The organism is Sinomicrobium soli (assembly GCF_003285545.1).
Lineage (GTDB): Bacteria > Bacteroidota > Bacteroidia > Flavobacteriales > Flavobacteriaceae > Sinomicrobium.
In genome coordinates, this window is record NZ_QLNV01000007.1 from 1 (window position 1) to 18,376 (window position 18,376).

An 18,376-nucleotide genomic window follows, 5' to 3' on the forward strand; every position below is an offset into this window, starting at 1 on the left:
TACAATGAGGTACGTCCCTTAGAATTATAGAAAAAATTTATGAACAAAACTTGTCTGAGTCATAGGATACAGGCAGGTTCACTTCGCTGCGCTGCGTTCTGAATGACATTGATCCCTGGGAGCGATTTTTCCCCTTTCCTTCCGTAATTCTGTTATCTTTGCCTCGTTAAATTCCATATTAAAAATGAATATAGAAACACAATTACGCCAGCGCAGCGGTGCGGTGTGTGAACTCAGCGGTGTTGCCGAAAACCTTTGTGTATACCAGGTACCCCATGCCCCCGCAGACGGGGCAGATGCCTGTATCCTGATCAGTGAAACCTGCCTTAAGCAGATCGAAAACCCGGAAACCATGGACCCCAATCACTGGCGGTGCCTGAACGACAGCATGTGGAGCCAGGTTCCCGCAGTACAGGTCGTGGTATGGCGCGTGTTGCAACAACTGAAAAACGAGGGCTGGCCGCAGGACCTGCTCGACATGATGTATATGGACGAAGACACCCTGGCCTGGGCGGCAACCGGGAGCGACAACGGGGAAGAAAATGTAAAACACCGGGATAGCAATGGCGCCGAACTGCAGCCGGGAGACACGGTAGTACTGGTAAAGGACCTTAACGTAAAAGGCACCTCGTTTACCGCCAAGCGGGGAACTGCAGTCAGGAAAATCACTCTCGTGCACGACAACCCGGAGCAGATAGAAGGCCGCGTGGAAGGGCAGCAGATCGTTATTCTGACCAGGTTCGTGAAAAAGGGTTGATTTGCCGACCTCCTAATTTCATATTCCTTAAATTACACAATACGCAATAAAAAAGTATTTAAATATAATTTAACGTATTTTTTATTAAAAAATAACGATCCTAATTATCAATATTTCATATCTGTACCTCTGCTGTTCTTGCAAATGAGGAATGTTTTGCCTAATTTTGTGAACCCTATTAAAACAACGATATGCGTACTGAAACAGATTCCCGGAAAGACATCACCTTCGATGATTTCAAAACACAGGTCCTGCACGACTACAGGATCGCCGTTACCAGCCGGGAATGCAGTTTACTGGGACGCAGGGAAGTACTTACCGGCAAGGCCAAATTCGGGATTTTCGGCGATGGCAAGGAGGTGCCCCAGCTGGCGATGGCCAGGGCATTCCGCAACGGGGATTTCAGGAGCGGTTACTATCGCGACCAGACCTTTATGATGGCCATAGGCGAATTTACGCCCCGGCATTTTTTTGCAGGCCTCTACGCCCATACCGACATCGAAAAGGAACCCATGAGCGCCGGGCGCCAGATGGGAGGGCATTTCCTGACGTACAGCATGGATGAAGAAGGGAACTGGAAAGACCTTACCCAACAGAAAAACAGCAGTAGCGATATTTCCCCCACTGCCGCCCAGATGCCGAGGCTCCTGGGACTGGCACAGGCTTCCAAAATATACCGGCAGGTGCCCGGAACCGACAGCCGTGGCTTCTCCGAAAACGGCAATGAAGTTGCCTGGGGAACCATAGGAAATGCCAGTACCAGCGAAGGCCTGTTTTTCGAAACGGTCAATGCAGCCGGCGTATTACAGGTTCCTATGGTGATCAGTATCTGGGACGATATGTACGGTATTTCGGTACATGCCAGGCACCAGACCACCAAGGAAAATATAGCCGAAGTACTGAAAGGCTTCCAGAGGGATGACAAACCCGGGCTGGAGATCGTGGTGGCAAAGGGATGGGATTACCCCACCCTGGTGGAGACGTATGAACAGGCCGGAAAGACAGCCAGGGAAGAACATGTTCCCGTACTCATCCATGTCACCGAACTCACACAGCCACAGGGGCATTCCACTTCGGGTTCACACGAGCGGTACAAGAGCAAAGAACGTCTCGAATGGGAAAAGGCCCATGACTGCAACCTGAAAATGAGGGAATGGCTGCTGGACAATGGCTTTGCTTCGGAAGAAGAACTCATAGCCCTCGAAAAAGAAGTCAAGAAAGAAGTACGCGAAGCCAAAAAAGAGGCCTGGGACGATTTTACAAGGCCGATAAAGCATAAAAAGAAAGAAGCGGTCGGCCTGCTGGACAGCCTGGCAGGCGTGAGTGCAAACAAGTCGTTTGTCAACAAGCTGAAAAACGACCTGATCGCCATTGACGAACCGGTCAAAAAGGATATTCTCTCCCTGACCAGGAAGGCATTGCGGTATGTGATCCGGGAATCTTCCCCGGAGAAGGACGCCCTGTCTGCCTGGATAGACCACTACCTGAAGGAAGAACAGCCGAATTACAGCTCCCTGCTGTACAGCGAACTTCCGAACAGGGCCACCAATATCCCGGAAATTCCGCCGATTTACGGGGACCACCCCGAAATGGTGGACGGCCGTATCATCATCCGTGACAACTTTGACCGCCTCTTCGGCAAACACGCCAATGTGCTGGTGTTCGGGGAAGACAGCGGTAATATAGGCGATGTCAACCAGGGACTGGAAGGCTTACAGAAAAAATACGGCGAGCTCAGGGTGTCGGATACCGGTATACGGGAAGCCACCATCCTCGGGCAAGGTATAGGGCTTGCACTCCGGGGGCTACGTCCCATAGCAGAAATACAATACCTCGATTATATTCTCTACGCCCTGCAGACCATGAGCGACGACCTGGCCTCCCTGCATTACCGCACCTACGGGAAGCAGAAAGCGCCGGTTATCGTAAGGACCAGAGGGCACCGGCTTGAAGGGATCTGGCACGCAGGCTCACAAATGGGAGGGCTCATACACCTCCTCCGGGGCATGTATATCCTCACCCCGAGGAACATGACCAAGGCTGCAGGCTTTTACAACACCCTGCTGGAAAGTGACGAACCGGCCCTGATCGTGGAAAGCCTCAACGGATACCGGCTTAAGGAACGCCTTCCGGAAAACCTTGGGGAATACAGAACCCCGATCGGGAAAATAGAAGTGGTCAGGGAAGGAAAAGACATTACCCTTTTGTCTTACGGCTCTACGTTCCGTATCGTGGAACAGGTGGCCAGAGACCTTATGGAAACAGGTATCGATGCCGAGGTCATCGATGCACAGACCCTGCTCCCCTTCGACATACACGGTGAAACGCTGGAAAGTGTCAAAAAGACCAGCCGCCTGCTCATTATCGACGAAGATGTTCCCGGCGGGGCCTCTGCCTATCTCATGCAGGAAATTGTTGAAAAACAGGGCGCATACCGCTATCTCGACAGTGCCCCGCAGACCCTTACGGCCCGGGCACACCGGCCTGCCTACGGTACGGATGGTGACTATTTCTCCAAACCCAATGCAGAAGACATCTTCGAAAAGGCATACGGTATCATGCACGAAGCAGACCCTCAACGGTTCCCGGCGCTTCGGTAGTTTTAGTTCGTAGTTTGGTAGTTCTTAGTTCTTAGTTGCAGTTTAGTCACAATGTCATTCTGATCGAAGCGCAGCGGAGGAAGAATCTCCCCACACGATCAAAGGAAATTCAACAGCATCACCGAAAGACCTGAGATTCCTCCTATCGTCGGAATGACAAGCCTCTGTTATTCTGATCGAAGCGCAGCGGAGTGAAGAATCTCTGCTCCCGGATCAAAGAATCTTCAACAGCATAACTGAAAGACCGGAGATCCCTCGACTGCGCCCGGGATGACACTCCTGTTATTCTGAGCGGAGCGCAGCGAAGTCGAAGAATCTCCAATCCTGCTCAAAGTATCTTCAACAACAACCAACACCCTTAAAAAATTCCCCGCTGCATAGGATATTTTTAACAAAATGCTTTTCTTTACGGCAATTAAGGTTCACTTTATACGATCCGGTAGTTCCTGTATATGAATATTACTACAGAAAACATTTTACTCATAGGTTCCGCACTGCTCTTTATCAGCATTATAGCGGGAAAGACTTCCTACCGTGTAGGACTGCCCACGCTTATACTCTTCCTCGCCATCGGGATGCTGGCAGGTTCCGAAGGCATAGGGAAAATTTATTTTAACGATCCGAAAACCGCACAGTTTATCGGTATAGTATCGCTGAATTTCATCCTGTTTTCCGGGGGACTGGAAACCAACTGGAAGACGATAAAACCGGTGCTCTGGCAGGGGATTTCCCTTTCCACACTGGGCGTCATGATCACCGCCGCATCACTCGGGATCTTCGTATGGGCGATCTCCGATTTTACGATCTATGAGGGGCTGCTCTTAGGGGCCATTGTCTCCTCTACCGATGCCGCGGCCGTTTTCTCCATATTGCGTTCCAAAAACATCGCCCTGAAAACCAACATACGCCCTACCCTGGAGCTGGAGAGCGGGAGTAACGACCCGATGGCGTATTTCCTCACCGTCGCCTTTCTCGGGCTCGTGCTCAACCCGGAAGAAAGCATATGGTCTGTTTTCCCCATGTTCCTGCAACAGATATCCCTGGGCGCCCTGCTCGGCTTCCTGATGGGAAAAGTGTCCAGGTTCGTCATCAACAAGATCAATATTGATTTCGAGGGGCTGTACCCCGTACTGGCCATAGCCCTGATGTTCTTTACCTTTTCCCTTACCGATTTTGTCGGGGGGAACGGTTTTCTCGCTGTTTACCTCTGTGCCGTTTACCTGGGCAACCAGGACATCATACACAAAAAGACCATCATACGCATGTTCGACGGACTCGCCTGGCTGATGCAGATCGCCCTGTTCCTCACCCTGGGCCTGCTCGTGTACCCCAGTCATATCCCTCCCATTTTCGGGATCGGACTGCTTATTTCCATTTTCCTGATCTTTATTGCCCGGCCCTTCAGTGTATTCCTCAGCCTCATGCTTTTTAAAATGAAATTGCGGAGGCGATGGTATATCTCCTGGGTAGGGCTCCGCGGGGCGGTTCCCATCGTATTTGCCACCTATCCCCTGCTGGCGGGTATCGATAAGGCCGACCTCATTTTCAACATTGTGTTCTTTGTGTCCGTGACCTCCGTACTGGTGCAGGGAACCACCCTGTCACTTATCGCAAAATGGCTGCATGTTGCCCTGCCTCAAAAGGCCAAACGCAAGACCCCGGTAGATATCTTCCTGTCTGACGGGGCCAAATCCACCCTCGAGGAAATTCGCCTGGAAGACGACAATCCTTCCATCGGCAAAAAGATCGTGGACCTGCATTTTCCGAAAAATGCCATTATCGCCATGATCAAAAGGGATGACAAATATATCACCCCCAACGGGGCTACGGTCCTTGAAGACGGCGATGCCCTGATGATCCTCGCCGAAAACCGCGACGGTATGGAACAGGTCTATACGACACTGAATGTTTACGACCGCGAAGCGGAATGATACAAAACAGGGGCTGACCCGGACGGATCTGCCCCTTTCTCTTCTATTGTTTGTATCCTTTAGCCCTGGCTATTTCCAGGATAGATACCGTGATGACTTTTCCCAGGTCGTCCTGTACACCTTTCCGGGCCTGTTCTTTCTCTATATAGGCCTGGCGTTTTTTAGCCAGTTCGGCAATTTCCGCCTGGATTTTTTCGCGTTCTGCCTTCTTCCGGTTCACATAGTCGCGCATCTCCTGCCTGGTTTTTCCCCGCATCTCTTCCGGAAGCTTATTTTCAGGTATTTTCTCCAATGCATCAGGGTCAGATTTTATTTTATCGACCAGGTCCCAGCTCTCATTGCGATATGCCCGGCTTGCTTTGGATACCGTGCGTTCCGCTATATTGGCAAAAGAAATTTCTTCTGCCTCCTCATCCTGTGCATTCTGAACCGCAAGCCTTTTTTGTCCGTAGGAACCATACCCCACATAGGTGTTGTTCAACAATTGGTTACATCTGGTAATCCGGTCGTCATAAGGTGTTGCAATATGACGTATTACAGCATTTGAATCTATATTAAAATATTTTCCTTTTCCTCTCTCTGCCCCGTCTTTCCAGAAGGTACGGATACCTTCTTCCCCGCTTCCACAAAAAATGGTATTGACGAACAACTGATCGTTGACCGCATCAGAAATAGCTTCCTTATAGCTAATGGTCCCCTGGTCGAAGGGTTCGTTCCCGGCGATATAGATAAGCTTCATCGCCCTGGAATCGGTATTCCAGTCGAGTTTCTTTGTGGCATTCTGTATAACTGCACCGCAGTATTCGCTTCCGCCGTTGGTTCCCAGGGCAAATAAATGCTCCGAAATCAAATCCAGGTCGCCGGTAAGCCCGACCACCTGCCGGATGTACCCCGATTCGGCAGGCAGGCCGTCATTGCCGTATTCGTACAAGGCGATCTCAATACGGGCCTCCTCTCCGTCAAAGCGAAGTGTAGTCAGGGTATTGACTATATTCCAGAGCCTGGATTTTGCCTGGTTGATAAGCCCGTCCATGCTGTTGGAGGTATCGAGTAACAGGGCCACCTGAATACTCCCGCTAAAATTTTCATCTTCCGGAGAAAACGGCACTTTATGCTCTTTTTCCGCAAAGGCAGAAGCGGAAATTGTTCCGCTGATCAGTGCGATCAGAATTACTGCTAAATTTTTCATTGCTTTGTGTTTTTAATAAAGAATTTATTTAAATATCCGTGGTAAAAGTAGGCTCCATATCCGTACAGGCGGACAAGACCGGGTGAAATGGCGTTTTGACTTGGTTAAAAGGGTTTCCTAAGTGGTTTTTATTTGGTTATTTTACACGGTCTATTTAAATTACCGTATGCAACGTGTTTATTATATAGTGTTTACACTACTCTTATGCCACTGTTTTTCCTTTTCCCAGGAGAAGGACAGTACTACTTATGGCAAAAAGCAGAACAACGTCATGAGATCTTCCGGTAGGGTAATAAACACCAATGCCCGAAAAGCGGAGCAACTAAGGCAATCCCTCAGCGAAAACGATCTGACCACAGCTGCCACCCTTTACGAAGAGCTGGCTGAAAGCCTGGCGGAACAGGGTGAATACGGCAAGGCGGAAAACTACTTTAACAGTGCTTTAAAGATTTACACCCGGCAAAAGAACAGTGTGAAAACAGCTTCCGTGGCCCGGTCGCTGGCACAGGTACTGGAGCAACAGGAAAAATATGCCGAAGCTGCGGATAAATACCGGATGGCCGGGGAAACAGAAACAAAACCGGCGGTGTCACGGTTAAATTTTACCGACGCCAAACGGGTACGCCACTACGACAACCCGGAGACGCAACTCGATATGATCGATTCGAACCTTGAAATTGCTGAAGACGAGGAGATTCTTGAAGAACAGGTAAACCTTTACCGCCAAAGGGCCGAAACCAGTCTTCGGGCCGACGATACCACCGGTGCCATACAGAGTTATTCACAGGCCATAAAAATAGCCGGAAGCAGCCCCAGGGAAATGGTAAAACTAAAAACCGAAGCGGCAAGGGTGTATGAAAGCGACAACAGGATTGATGAGGCCATAGCGCTGACCACGGCTGCATTGGACGAAGCCACTGCCATAGACGATACAGATGAGATCATCGCACAGACACAACACCTGGCAGGTTTGTACCAGAGAAAGAAGGAAGACACGCAAGCCATAACATTACTGGAAAAAGCCTATCAAACCGCCGTTACTCACGGAAAGACCACGGCGGCCAGGGAAGTGGTTATGGCACTCGGCAAGGTATACCAGGAACAGGGGTCCACACAACAATCCCTTGCTGCCTATCATCGTTTTCTCGATGACCTTGACCGTCTGATCAGGGCAGACAGCTCTTTGTTTGATGCCCGGGCCTTTGCGACCACCGAAGAACGTATTGCCCGCCTGGAGAGCGAACGCCAACTCAAAGACCAGCTGCTCCTTAAAACCAACCGGCTGAACTATGTCCTGTTCGGCTCTGTAATACTCATGCTGGTCCTGTTGGGATGGATTGTAAAATCGTTTTATGACATTAAACTGAAAAACAAGAAAATAGCTTTACAGTCCCTGCGAAGGGAAATGAACCCGCATTTTATTTTCAACAGCCTGAACAGCATCAACCAGTTTATAGCGGAAAATAACGAACGTGAAGCCAATACCTACCTTACTTCCTACTCCAGGCTGATGCGGAGTACCATGGAGATGTCCAGTAAAGATTTTATAACCCTCGCGGAAGAGCTGGAATTATTGGAAAAATATCTGAACCTGGAGCATCTCCGGTTTTTAGATACCTTTGATTATACCGTGGAAGTTGACCCTACGATCGATACGGAGCACACATGGGTGCCCAATATGCTTATTCAGCCTCACGTGGAAAATGCCATCTGGCACGGTTTGCGCTATAAGGAAGAAAAAGGCCTGTTAAAGCTCTCCGTAGCCAACGCCCCCGGCTATATAAAGGTGATCATTGATGATAACGGTATCGGGACAACGCAAAGCAGGGCCCTGAAGACACATAACCAGAAGCTGCACGATTCACGGGGATTAAAGAATGTAAGGGAACGTATCAGGCTCCTCAACAAATTATACAGGCAGGACCATTCGTTCCGCATTGTCGAAAAGGAGCAGGAAAGCGGGACCCGGGTCACCATTTATTTTTCAAAGCAGCTAAAAAAGCAACCATGAATATTCCGAAAATACGCAGTGTCATCGTAGAAGACGAAACCGCCGCAAGGGAAACACTGAAAAATTACCTGGCGAAATACTGTCCGCAGATCTCCGTTGTCGGAGAGGCACACCACGGCCGTATGGCCATCCCCCTGTTACACGAACTCCAACCGCAACTCGTCTTTCTCGATGTAGAAATGCCGTTTGGCAATGCTTTCGATGTCCTGGAAGGCTGTGAAGGCCTCCATTTTGAAACCATCTTTGTCACGGCCTATTCCGAATATTCCCTGCGGGCCTTAAACCAGAGCGCCGCTTACTACCTGCTCAAACCCATAAGTATTGAAGAACTGGTCACTGCGGTAAACAAGGTGCAGGAACAGCTCCACAAGCAGGAACTCCTGGACCGCAACCGCATTTTACTGCAAAACCTGAAAGAACCCGCCCCGGAAAAGCGGCAGGTCATCCTCCCTACGCTGGAGGGGTTTGAAGTGGTGAAAATGGAAGATATCATCCGCCTGCGCGGCAACGGTAACTTTACGGATATCTACCTGAAAGACGGAAGCAAAAAAATGGTCTGCCGTTTTCTGAAGCATTTTGCCGAACTCCTCCCGGAGCCCTTTATGCGCGTTCACCGTTCGCATATCATCAATACGCGCTGTGTCGCAATATACAACAAGGGCAACGGGGGCCATGTGACCCTTACCGACGGAAGTGAAGTGGAAATATCTGCGAGCTATAAGGAAATGTTCCTGAAGAACTTTATACACTGAGCGCTGTTAGCTCAACAAAATCGACCTTCTAACGGCTAACCAACTTCCTGTGGCATCTTTTCTCCCCTGTAAACAGCCAGGAGATTATCCGCTGCCATTTGCGCCATGGCAGTGCGGGTTTCTATGGTGGCAGAGCCTATGTGAGGGAGCACGCATACATTGGGCATTTGCAGCAAGGGGTTATCGGGCTGCATGGGTTCGGGATCGGTGACATCAAGTCCGGCACCCCATATCAGTCCGTCTTTAAGGGCCCGGATAAGGTCGGGTTCACGATGGACTTTTCCGCGGGCGGTGTTGATAAAGATGGCGGTGGGTTTCATTCGGGCAAAGCTGTTCCTGTTAAACATATACCTGGTTTCCGGGGTGAGGTTGGTATGTACGGAAAGTACATCACTCCGTTCCAGCAGCTCCTCAAAGCTTACATAGACAGCTCGGAGTTCCTTTTCACCCTGTAGGTTACGACTGCGGTTATGATAGATGATGTCCATACCAAAAGCGGCCCTGGACATACGTGCCATTTCGATACCTATACGGCCCAGTCCGAATATTCCGAGGGTTTTACCGCTTATCTCTATCCCCAGTTCGTGCAGAAACCCGAATTTTTTCCACTCGCCCCGTTGCACTTCCCCGGCGCGGAAAAAGGCTTTTCGCGAAGTGGCCAGCATCAGCAAAAAGGCAGTTTCGGCAGTAGTCCTGCTCAGCACTCCGGGCGTATTGGATACCGGGATACCATTTCTGGCCGCCGCTTCGAGATCTACATGGTCATAGCCCACACTGGTAAGGGCTATGCCTTTGAGATTGGAACAGGCTTCCATAAAACCGGCATCAAGCTGTGCCATACCTACATTTAAAAGCAGATCAGCCTGCTGGCAGTTCCGGATAAACACACTGCGTTCGGGTAAGGTTTCGGAGTCGTTGTAGTGGACTTCCAGTCCGCTTTGCCCGATATGCAAAAGGACTTCGGAGGGTATTTTCCGGCTTATATATATCTTCATAATCACGTAATTCGTATTAATATTTTCTTGTGACGGGCAGTATCCGGCCCAAATGATATTTAAGATCATACCTCATGTGGCAGGTCTTTATACAATGCTGCATCGCTCAAAGATAAACAATTCGGTCATTGCCCTGCAAGAGGCTGTGAAGCCGGAGACATACAGAGTGTGAATAAATATTTTGAAAGTAAGAAACAAAAACAGCATTGATTTTTCCGTTGATCTTACGCTCACTCATTTTTTCTTTTTGCACACAATAGAGAAAATAGTCCCTGAGCCGTTGTGGCGAAAGCCCCTCTACCGGATGCTCGCCGATGAGTTTGAGCAAATGGGCAAATTCGGCCAGGTACATTCTGATCGTGTTCGGGCTATAGCCTTTAGTTGTAGCTGATTTCCAAGACCTTTAAATACCTTTTGGTTAACGGGGTGAATGTGCAAATCCAGTGTATGCCCCAAGTTGGTCTTTAGCTCCAATGGTGTACGGGTGGAAGGAAATCAGGCAAGTACCAGGCTTTGTTGGCCTGGCTCCATTTTGCCGAAAGGAAACGCTTTTTGAGCTCATCCTTTAACGGTATACTGTAGGGAAAACGAATGAAGATAACTTTCTTTCACCGGTGTTCACCGAACTCAAAACTATAGCTGTTTACATCCATATCCCAAATGTTTAAAGGATAAAAGTAATCCATTTTTGATATACAAAATAATGAATGATATATAAAATGATGAGTTAATAAAAATTTTCTAAACCTAAGTAAATACTGTTACTTTTTGCGATTAAGGTATTTTTTTAATAGAAATAGTTCTTTGTGTATATTTGTGTGATGATGTGGAATTCCCTACGGTCATTCCACATCATCGGCCCGGGGCTTCGCACCGTTGTGTAACATTTGAAAAAACAGCATAGAGAATGAAATTATCAGAAAACAATAAAAGGACTCTTTTAGTTTCAATCCACCAAATGGAGGATTAACAGAATCCGAAAAATTAGAATTAGAAAAGCTGGAAATTAATCCGACTTTAAAAAGTGCGTTGAGAAAAGTTTTGGCAAGCAATACTGCTGATGTTTTTTTCTCATTCCTCAATATTGTTGACGGAACAGCTGACCCAAATATAGAGTTCGGAGAATGGGAAGAAGTAATGTTAGTTGACTTTGACGAAGACAACGAGATGGATTCAATGCTTCACGACGACTTTTATGGAACTTATTGGGATTGGAAAGAAAAAAGACCAAATCCTGGCTGGAAATTGGACTTGTTAGATGAATAAAAAACGCTGTACAACAATGGTAACCGTTGCACAAGCCCATAAATTATAAAATACCGGCGGCCGTAACCAAATTTTTAAGGTGTTTTTGTTTTTTAGACGACTTAGTAAAGCGGGCTGTTTACAAGGGGTAAAACCAATTTTTGAGCCTATAGGGGTCGATTTTTAACGAAAAATAGCGGTATACAATCCCTGCTCCACTTTTCACCCGTTTTTGAGTGAATTTTAGGTACTTTTTCAGGTTGTATGCTATGGCTGACAGATACATGCATTTGTTAGCCTGGCTAAGGCCTTTGGTATTTATTTTCCCAAGGCCCATAAATTGGGTAAGGATGCCAAAAACAGGCTCTACCGTGCTTTGACGCTTACCTTTCATATAGCGTCCTTGTGGGCTGTTGACCCGTTCTATGTTGCGCTCGTATTCTTTACGATATGCCGTAACACTAATCCGTTTCTCATGGCTGTTGCCTATGCATTGGACCTTGATCGGGCAACCTTTACAGTCACTACGCCTGGTAAAGTACAGATCCTTTAGGGTACCTTTCTCAAGTTTTTGCTTTCGGAAGGTAACTTTTTTACCTTGTGGGCACAACCAGTAATTATCTTTTTCCACAAGAATAAAGCCTTTCGGGCCGCCTTTGTAGGTGCCGTGTGGTGGTATAAAACTTTTTATCCCCTTACCCTCTAAAAAGGCATAGTTCTCTCCACTGCTATACCCCGTATCGGTCACACAGTTTTCCCATACTACCCCTGTTTTCCATAGCCTTCTTTGTACCCGCTTTACAATATCGGGCAGCTGATTTCCTGCAACTCCTTCTTGCTCGCAGAGAGGGTTTGTTGACTTGCCGGAGCCTTATTGTTTTTTGCTTTGCGTAGCGGCTGTTCTTTATCCCCCTCACTGATATGGCGGAGCTTTCTTAAATGGGCCTCCAAATCTTCTTCCGGAACTTTCAACTCCAAACTGTCCATAGAAGCATTGGCCTTTACCGGGGCACTATCGATGGCCTGGGTATGGCCACTGACCATCCCTGCTGAGATACACAACCCGAACACCTTGGTGAAGACTTCTTCAAACACTTGCTGTGGAAACAGCTGCCGGGTACGGCTGATGGTAGAATGCCAGGGAAGTTCCTCATCGATATCATAATCCAGAAAAAACAGTATATCTAAACGCATACTACAATGATCCATTAGCCTACGGTCACTGGTGATGTTCTCTAAATACCCTACCTAACAAAGTTTGAAGAACACGACCGGATCGATACTCTTCTGGCCGCTGCTGCCATAATACCCTTTAGTAAGTGGGTATAGGTATTCCAAATCCAACGCCTCTTTTAACCGGCGGTAGAAGTTCTGTTCCGGCACCCGATCACTCAATCGGAACTGGCTGAACAACTTCTCTTGATATATTTTTTTGCCTTGCATACTTCAAGGTAATGACCCTATGAAAAATTAACATCAATCCTGTGTGAATTTTTTGCTAACTTGTGCAACAGGCACAACGTATAACGCTCATTGCTCCGGATTTTCCCCTTCGGAAAATCCTCGCGGGAAGTCCCGTCGGTATTTTTTTTGTTATTTTAGTGACCGATAAAGCGCAACGAAGCGTTATACAAAGCCGTTAGGCAACATTTGCACAAAACAAACTTTATGCTTATCTTTGACGTTAGTAACGTAAAAAAGAATTATGATAGTATCGTTTGGCTCGAAAGAGACCGAAAAAATTTGGAACGGTATCCGAGTCAAAAAAATGCCAGTTGAGATGCAAAATGTCGGACGTAGGAAGTTAAGAATGCTAAACAACTCGCAGGACATTGTGGATTTGAGAATCCCACCTTCCAACCGACTTGAAAAACTGACAGGAAAGCTGAATGATTTTTATAGTATCAGAATTAATAAGCAATGGCGGATAATATTTCAATGGGACAACGGAAACGCAAGAGAAGTTGAAATAATTGACTATCATTAAAAAATAAGAGAAATGGAAAAATTAGCAAATGTACACCCTGGAGAGGTTTTAAATTTTGAATTTCTTGAGCCACTTGAAATCTCGGCTTATAGACTTTCTAAAGACTTAAAAATACCGCAAACTAGGATTTCGGAAATAATAAAAGGTAGACGCAGAATAACAGCTGATACAGCTCTTCGTTTGAGTAAATATTTTGGAAATTCTGCTAAATTCTGGCTTGGACTTCAAGATGATTATGACATCGAAGAGGGACGTGACGAAAAAAAAGCAGAATTGGACGAAATCAAAAAACACGAAAATAAAAACGTTGCCTAACAATGGTAACCGTTGCACAAGCCCATAAATTATAAAATACCGGCGGCCGTAACCAATTTTTAAGGCATTTTTGTTTTTTAGACGACTTAGTAAAGCGGGCTGTTTACAAGGGGTAAAAACCAATTTTTGAGCCTATAGGGGTCGATTTTTAACGAAAAATAGCGGGATACGATCCCTGCTCCACTTTTCACCCGTTTTTGAGTGAATTTCAGGTACTTTTTCAGGTTATATGCTATGGCTGACAGATGCATGCATTTGTTAGCCTGGCGAAGGCCTTTGGTATTTATTTTCCCAAGGCCCATAAATTGGGTAAGCCTACACCCGAACTTATTGAGCAAGAAGGAGGATTTTCGGTAACGCTGTTCAAAAACAACTTGACAACGGAACAACTTGACAAGCTTGGGTTGAATGACAGGCAATTGAAAGCTGTTGAGTACGTGAAAGAGAAAGGGAAAATTACGAATACTGAATTGCAAGAATTATTTGGTGTTTCAAAAGCAACAGCAACAAGAGACTTGACCGAATTAGTTGAAAAATATGAACTTTTTGAAAAAGTTGGTCAAACAGGTGCAGGAACTAATTATATTATAAAAATGGGTTCATAATGGGCTCAAACGGCTCATAATGGGTTCAAAAAGGGTTCAGATAGACGAGCCAAAGCTAAAACCACACACATTGCCAAGTCGCATTTAAAGCGGAATATGCAGTAAGAAACAAAAAAGCCTGTTTTCCGAAAATAAGAAAACAGGCTTTTGATCTGTGCGCTCGAGAGGATTCGAACCTCCACACCTTGCGGCACTGCCGCCTGAAGACAGCGTGTCTACCAATTTCACCACGAGCGCATTTCAATATGTCATCCTTTCAAAAAGGTAGGCAAAACTACATAAACTTCGGGAAACTGCAAAGACTATTTTTAAAAACATTTTTACCAGTTTTTGGTCGCGGGTTACAAGTTATTGGTTTGCAGGTTTCTGTTTGAAAATTTTAAATTTTGAATTCTGAATTTTAAATTAAAAAAGTCCCCAGTCCTGCCCGCCTCCAAACTTCGTGCCTTATGCTTCGTACTCCGCACTCCTACATATTCCTGCGGTACTGCCCTCCCACCTCAAAAAGCGCTTCGGTGATCTGGCCCAGCGAACATACCTTGGTGGCTTCCATAAGCTGTTCAAAAATATTCCTGTTGGCTATAGCGGCATCCCTGACCTGCTGTAATTCGTGTTCTACGGCCTCCGGATGTGCTTTTACCAGGTTCTCCACTGTTTGTATCTGGTGTTGTTTTTCCTCTTCCGTAGCCCGGATCACCTCTCCCGGGATCACGGTCGGGGACCCCTTGGAACTCAGGAAGGTATTTACCCCGATAATGGGAAATTCGCCATTGTGTTTCAGGTTTTCGTAATACAGGCTCTCTTCCTGTATCCTGCTTCTCTGGTACATGGTCTCCATGGCGCCCAGCACCCCTCCCCTTTCCGTAAGGCGGTCGAATTCCGCCAGCACCGCTTCTTCCACCAGGTCGGTAAGTTCCTCGATAATAAACGCTCCCTGTATGGGGTTTTCATTTTTGGCCAGCCCCAGTTCCTTGTTAATGATAAGCTGTATGGCCATGGCCCTTCGCACACTTTCTTCGGTAGGTGTGGTTATGGCCTCATCATAGGCATTGGTATGCAGCGAATTACAATTGTCATAAATGGCATACAGTGCCTGTAACGTAGTACGGATGTCATTAAAATCGATTTCCTGGGCATGCAGCGAGCGGCCGGAGGTCTGTATGTGATATTTCAGCATCTGTGCCCTTTCGTCAGCCCCGTATTTATACCTGAGCGCCTTGGCCCATATTCTTCTTGCCACCCGGCCTATCACCGCATATTCCGGGTCTATTCCGTTGGAGAAGAAAAACGACAGGCTCGGGCCGAACTTGTTGATATCCATGCCACGGCTGAGGTAGTATTCCACATAGGTAAAGCCATTGGCCAGCGTAAAGGCCAGTTGCGTAACGGGATTGGCCCCCGCTTCGGCAATGTGGTAACCGGAAATCGATACGGAGTAAAAATTCCGTACTTTATGATCTATAAAATACTCCTGCACATCCCCCATAAGCCGCAACGCAAATTCCGTGGAGAAGATACAGGTATTCTGTGCCTGGTCTTCCTTGAGAATATCGGCCTGTACCGTTCCCCTTACCTGGGAAAGGGTACGCTGTCTGATCGCTTCGTAGACCTTTGCAGGCAGCACCTGGTCCCCGGTGATGCCCAGCAACATCAATCCCAGGCCGTCGTTCCCTTCGGGCAACCGGTTCATTCCTTCTGCCGAATGATATTGCGGGCGCGGCAATCCCCGGTCGTCATACCGTTCGCGGAGTTTTTTCTCGACTTCCGGCTCCAGTCCGTTCTCCCGGATATACAATTCGCATTGCTGGTCTATGGCGGCATTCATAAAGAAGCCCAGCAACATCGGGGCAGGGCCGTTAATCGTCATGCTTACGGAAGTCTTCGGATCGGCCAGGTTGAACCCCGAATAGAGTTTTTTGGCATCGTCCAGGCAGCAGACAGAAACTCCCGCATTGCCTATTTTTCCGTAGATATCCGGACGGTGCCCGGGATCGTTCCCGTAAAGGGTCACCGAATCGAAAGCGGTAGACAGCCTTTTGGCATCCATACCCAGGCTCACGTAATGAAAACGCCTGTTGGTCCGTTCCGGTCCGCCTTCCCCCGCAAACATACGGGTAGGGTCTTCCCCTTCCCTTTTAAAGGGATATAAACCGGAAGTAAAGGGAAATGCTCCCGGAACATTTTCCTGTAAGGTCCAGCGAAGTATATCGCCCCAGGCCTTATACCCTGGCAGGGCCACCTTGGGGATCTGTATGTGCGACAATGACTGCGTATGGGTTTTTATCCGTATTTCCCGGTCTCTTACCTTAAATACATATTCCGGCTTCTTGTAGCGATCCGTCTTGTGCGCCCATTCACATATCGTTTTCCAGTGATGCGGATCGAGTTCCATTTTCACCCGGTCGAACTCGGCCAGCAGCAGTTTCAGCAAAGGTCGCCGGCTTTCCCCGGTCTCCCCGGCAAGTTTTTCACGGTCTACCCCCGATGTACCGATGAATGCAGCCGGATCTTTTATCCCGGTAATGCCGCACATCGTAAGGCAGATACCGTATAACTGCTGTGCCACGCCCACCTGTTTTTCGGCGGTTTCGTCATAATTCCTGTTGTTATCCGCTATTTCAGACAGGTAGCGGACACGCCTGGGCGGAATAACAAAGACCTTTTCACTCATTTCATCGTGTCGCTCGAAAGAAGATTTCAGGCCGGCCCCGGTCTTTTCCACCACTTTATCCATGACATTCCTGTAGAGCATATTCATTCCCGGATCGTTGAACTGTGACGCTATGGTGCCGTAAACCGGCAAACTATCCGGGGCTGCCTCCCATAGCTGGTGATTCCGCTGGTACTGTTTCTTTACATCCCGGAGGGCATCCTGCGCGCCTCTCTTGTCGAACTTGTTGATCGCCACCAGGTCGGCAAAGTCGAGCATATCTATTTTTTCGAGCTGTGTTGCCGCCCCGAATTCGGGCGTCATCACGTAAAGGGAAACATCGGAATGGTCCAGGATCTCGGTATCCGACTGGCCGATCCCCGAGGTTTCCAGGATGACCAGGTCATAGGCCGCACCCCTGAGCACATCCACAGCTTCCGCAATATGGCGGGACAGGGCGAGATTGGACTGCCTGGTGGCCAGGGAACGCATGTATACCCTCCCGTCGTTTATGGCATTCATCCGTATCCGGTCGCCCAGCAAGGCCCCGCCCGTTTTTCTCTTGGAAGGGTCTACCGAGAGGATACCGATGGTTTTTTCCGGAAATTCCGAAAGAAAACGGCGTACCAGCTCGTCTACAAGGCTCGATTTACCCGACCCTCCCGTTCCGGTAATTCCCAGTACCGGGACGGTTTTCCCTTTGTCCGGGGCCCGGAAGTGCTTTTCGAAAGCCCGATGGTCATTTTCCGCCAGTGTAATAAGCCGGGCTATGGTATTTACATCCTTCTCCCGAAGCTTCCCGCTGATATCCAGGCCCTCCTCAAACGCCGGAAGCTGGAAATCGGAGCGCTCCACCAGGTCGTTGATCATGCCCTGCAATCCCATTTCCCGGCCGTCATCCGGGGAGTATATCCTCGTGATCCCGTATTCGTGAAGTTCCCGTATCTCTTCGGGCAGAATGACGCCACCGCCACCGCCAAAGATGCGGATATGCCCTGCGCCCCTTTCCCGGAGCAGGTCGTACATATACCTGAAATATTCGTTATGCCCGCCCTGATAAGAAGTCATCGCAATGGCATTGGCATCTTCCTGTATGGCCGTGTTGACGACCTCTTCCACACTGCGGTCGTGCCCCAGGTGGATCACTTCCACTCCTGTAGCCTGTATGATACGGCGCATGATGTTAATGGCCGCATCATGCCCGTCGAAAAGTGATGCGGCAGTTACGATCCTTACCTTGTGTTCGGGTTTATAGGGTTGTGTATTCACTGGTCTGAATTTTGTATAGTTGCGGAATGTCCCGTTTTCGTCCCATTCCGGAAAAATCCTGTTTAAAAAC

Annotated in this window: 12 protein-coding genes, 1 tRNA gene and 3 pseudogenes; 9 read left to right on the forward strand and 7 right to left on the reverse strand. The window is 48.0% G+C overall.

What is annotated here, in order from left to right:
* Positions 1 to 184: 184 nt before the first annotated feature.
* From DN748_RS10450 to DN748_RS10460, 3 genes are all read left to right on the forward strand, one after another.
* Complete coding sequence (locus DN748_RS10450) at positions 185 to 757, forward strand: PhnA domain-containing protein (RefSeq protein WP_112371754.1); 573 nt, start codon at positions 185 to 187, stop codon at positions 755 to 757.
* A 191-nt stretch (positions 758 to 948) separates the two neighbouring features.
* Positions 949 to 3,357, forward strand: coding sequence for an alpha-ketoacid dehydrogenase subunit alpha/beta (locus DN748_RS10455; RefSeq protein ID WP_112371755.1), 2,409 nt, complete (start codon positions 949 to 951; stop codon positions 3,355 to 3,357).
* 452 nt (positions 3,358 to 3,809) lie between these two features.
* On the forward strand, positions 3,810 to 5,288 hold the full coding sequence (locus DN748_RS10460; RefSeq protein ID WP_112371756.1) for a potassium/proton antiporter: 1,479 nt from the start codon (positions 3,810 to 3,812) through the stop codon (positions 5,286 to 5,288).
* A 43-nt stretch (positions 5,289 to 5,331) separates the two neighbouring features.
* Here the strand turns inward: DN748_RS10460 and DN748_RS10465 are convergent, their stop codons facing one another.
* Entirely contained in the window at positions 5,332 to 6,477 is a 1,146-nt protein-coding gene (locus DN748_RS10465) for a vWA domain-containing protein (protein WP_112371757.1), read from the reverse strand.
* 166 nt (positions 6,478 to 6,643) lie between these two features.
* On the opposite strand from DN748_RS10465, the gene DN748_RS10470 reads away from it, so the two are divergent.
* Both DN748_RS10470 and DN748_RS10475 read left to right on the forward strand, forming a co-directional pair.
* Positions 6,644 to 8,488 (forward strand): tetratricopeptide repeat-containing sensor histidine kinase, encoded by a 1,845-nt coding sequence (locus DN748_RS10470; protein WP_146746593.1) that lies wholly within the window; start codon positions 6,644 to 6,646, stop codon positions 8,486 to 8,488.
* Complete coding sequence (locus DN748_RS10475; protein WP_112371759.1) at positions 8,485 to 9,240, forward strand: LytR/AlgR family response regulator transcription factor; 756 nt, start codon at positions 8,485 to 8,487, stop codon at positions 9,238 to 9,240. Before DN748_RS10470 ends, DN748_RS10475 begins: the two co-directional genes overlap by 4 nt.
* Positions 9,241 to 9,275: 35 nt before the next feature.
* On the opposite strand, the gene DN748_RS10480 is transcribed toward DN748_RS10475, so the two are convergent.
* Both DN748_RS10480 and DN748_RS10485 read right to left on the reverse strand, forming a co-directional pair.
* Positions 9,276 to 10,235, reverse strand: coding sequence for a 2-hydroxyacid dehydrogenase (locus tag DN748_RS10480; protein ID WP_112371760.1), 960 nt, complete (start codon positions 10,233 to 10,235; stop codon positions 9,276 to 9,278).
* Positions 10,236 to 10,341: 106 nt separating this feature from the next.
* Positions 10,342 to 10,608 (reverse strand): annotated as a pseudogene (locus tag DN748_RS10485) (hypothetical protein); the annotation flags it as partial.
* Positions 10,609 to 11,264: 656 nt separating this feature from the next.
* Between DN748_RS10485 and DN748_RS10495 the strand changes: the two are divergent.
* The gene (locus DN748_RS10495) at positions 11,265 to 11,501 is read left to right on the forward strand and encodes a hypothetical protein (protein ID WP_146746594.1); all 237 of its coding nucleotides are present in this window, start codon (positions 11,265 to 11,267) and stop codon (positions 11,499 to 11,501) included.
* Between the two features lie 118 nt (positions 11,502 to 11,619).
* Here DN748_RS10495 and DN748_RS19470 read toward each other — a convergent pair.
* Positions 11,620 to 12,923 (reverse strand): annotated as a pseudogene (locus DN748_RS19470) (transposase).
* A 262-nt stretch (positions 12,924 to 13,185) separates the two neighbouring features.
* Between DN748_RS19470 and DN748_RS10505 the strand changes: the two are divergent.
* Together DN748_RS10505 and DN748_RS10510 are read left to right on the forward strand one after the other, a co-directional pair.
* Positions 13,186 to 13,467, forward strand: a complete 282-nt coding sequence (locus DN748_RS10505; RefSeq protein ID WP_112371764.1) for a type II toxin-antitoxin system RelE/ParE family toxin — start codon at positions 13,186 to 13,188, stop codon at positions 13,465 to 13,467.
* A gap of 12 nt (positions 13,468 to 13,479) precedes the next feature.
* Positions 13,480 to 13,782 (forward strand): HigA family addiction module antitoxin, encoded by a 303-nt coding sequence (locus tag DN748_RS10510; protein WP_112371765.1) that lies wholly within the window; start codon positions 13,480 to 13,482, stop codon positions 13,780 to 13,782.
* 86 nt (positions 13,783 to 13,868) lie between these two features.
* On the opposite strand, the pseudogene DN748_RS19475 reads toward DN748_RS10510, so the two are convergent.
* Positions 13,869 to 14,096, reverse strand: a pseudogene (locus DN748_RS19475) (hypothetical protein); the annotation flags it as partial.
* Between DN748_RS19475 and DN748_RS10520 the strand changes: the two are divergent.
* Positions 14,028 to 14,387, forward strand: a complete 360-nt coding sequence (locus DN748_RS10520) for a DeoR family transcriptional regulator (protein WP_112371767.1) — start codon at positions 14,028 to 14,030, stop codon at positions 14,385 to 14,387. The pseudogene DN748_RS19475 and the gene DN748_RS10520 sit on opposite strands and share 69 nt — an antisense overlap.
* 155 nt (positions 14,388 to 14,542) lie before the next feature.
* Here the strand turns inward: DN748_RS10520 and DN748_RS10525 are convergent.
* A tRNA-Leu gene (locus DN748_RS10525) sits at positions 14,543 to 14,624 on the reverse strand.
* Between the two features lie 232 nt (positions 14,625 to 14,856).
* Positions 14,857 to 18,306, reverse strand: coding sequence for a methylmalonyl-CoA mutase family protein (locus DN748_RS10530; protein ID WP_112371768.1), 3,450 nt, complete (start codon positions 18,304 to 18,306; stop codon positions 14,857 to 14,859).
* Positions 18,307 to 18,376: the final 70 nt, after the last annotated feature.

What these genes read in the sequence shown, in the direction of transcription:
- DN748_RS10480 (WP_112371760.1), bottom strand. Translation starts at nt 10,235, where the DNA reads ATGAAGATATATATAAGCCGGAAAATACCCTCCGAAGTCCTTTTGCAT.
- DN748_RS10470 (WP_146746593.1), top strand. Translation starts at nt 6,644, where the DNA reads ATGCAACGTGTTTATTATATAGTGTTTACACTACTCTTATGCCACTGT.
- DN748_RS10455 (WP_112371755.1), top strand. Translation starts at nt 949, where the DNA reads ATGCGTACTGAAACAGATTCCCGGAAAGACATCACCTTCGATGATTTC.
- DN748_RS10465 (WP_112371757.1), bottom strand. Translation starts at nt 6,477, where the DNA reads ATGAAAAATTTAGCAGTAATTCTGATCGCACTGATCAGCGGAACAATT.
- DN748_RS10520 (WP_112371767.1), top strand. Translation starts at nt 14,028, where the DNA reads ATGCATGCATTTGTTAGCCTGGCGAAGGCCTTTGGTATTTATTTTCCC.
- DN748_RS10475 (WP_112371759.1), top strand. Translation starts at nt 8,485, where the DNA reads ATGAATATTCCGAAAATACGCAGTGTCATCGTAGAAGACGAAACCGCC.
- DN748_RS10460 (WP_112371756.1), top strand. Translation starts at nt 3,810, where the DNA reads ATGAATATTACTACAGAAAACATTTTACTCATAGGTTCCGCACTGCTC.
- DN748_RS10450 (WP_112371754.1), top strand. Translation starts at nt 185, where the DNA reads ATGAATATAGAAACACAATTACGCCAGCGCAGCGGTGCGGTGTGTGAA.
- DN748_RS10510 (WP_112371765.1), top strand. Translation starts at nt 13,480, where the DNA reads ATGGAAAAATTAGCAAATGTACACCCTGGAGAGGTTTTAAATTTTGAA.
- DN748_RS10505 (WP_112371764.1), top strand. Translation starts at nt 13,186, where the DNA reads ATGATAGTATCGTTTGGCTCGAAAGAGACCGAAAAAATTTGGAACGGT.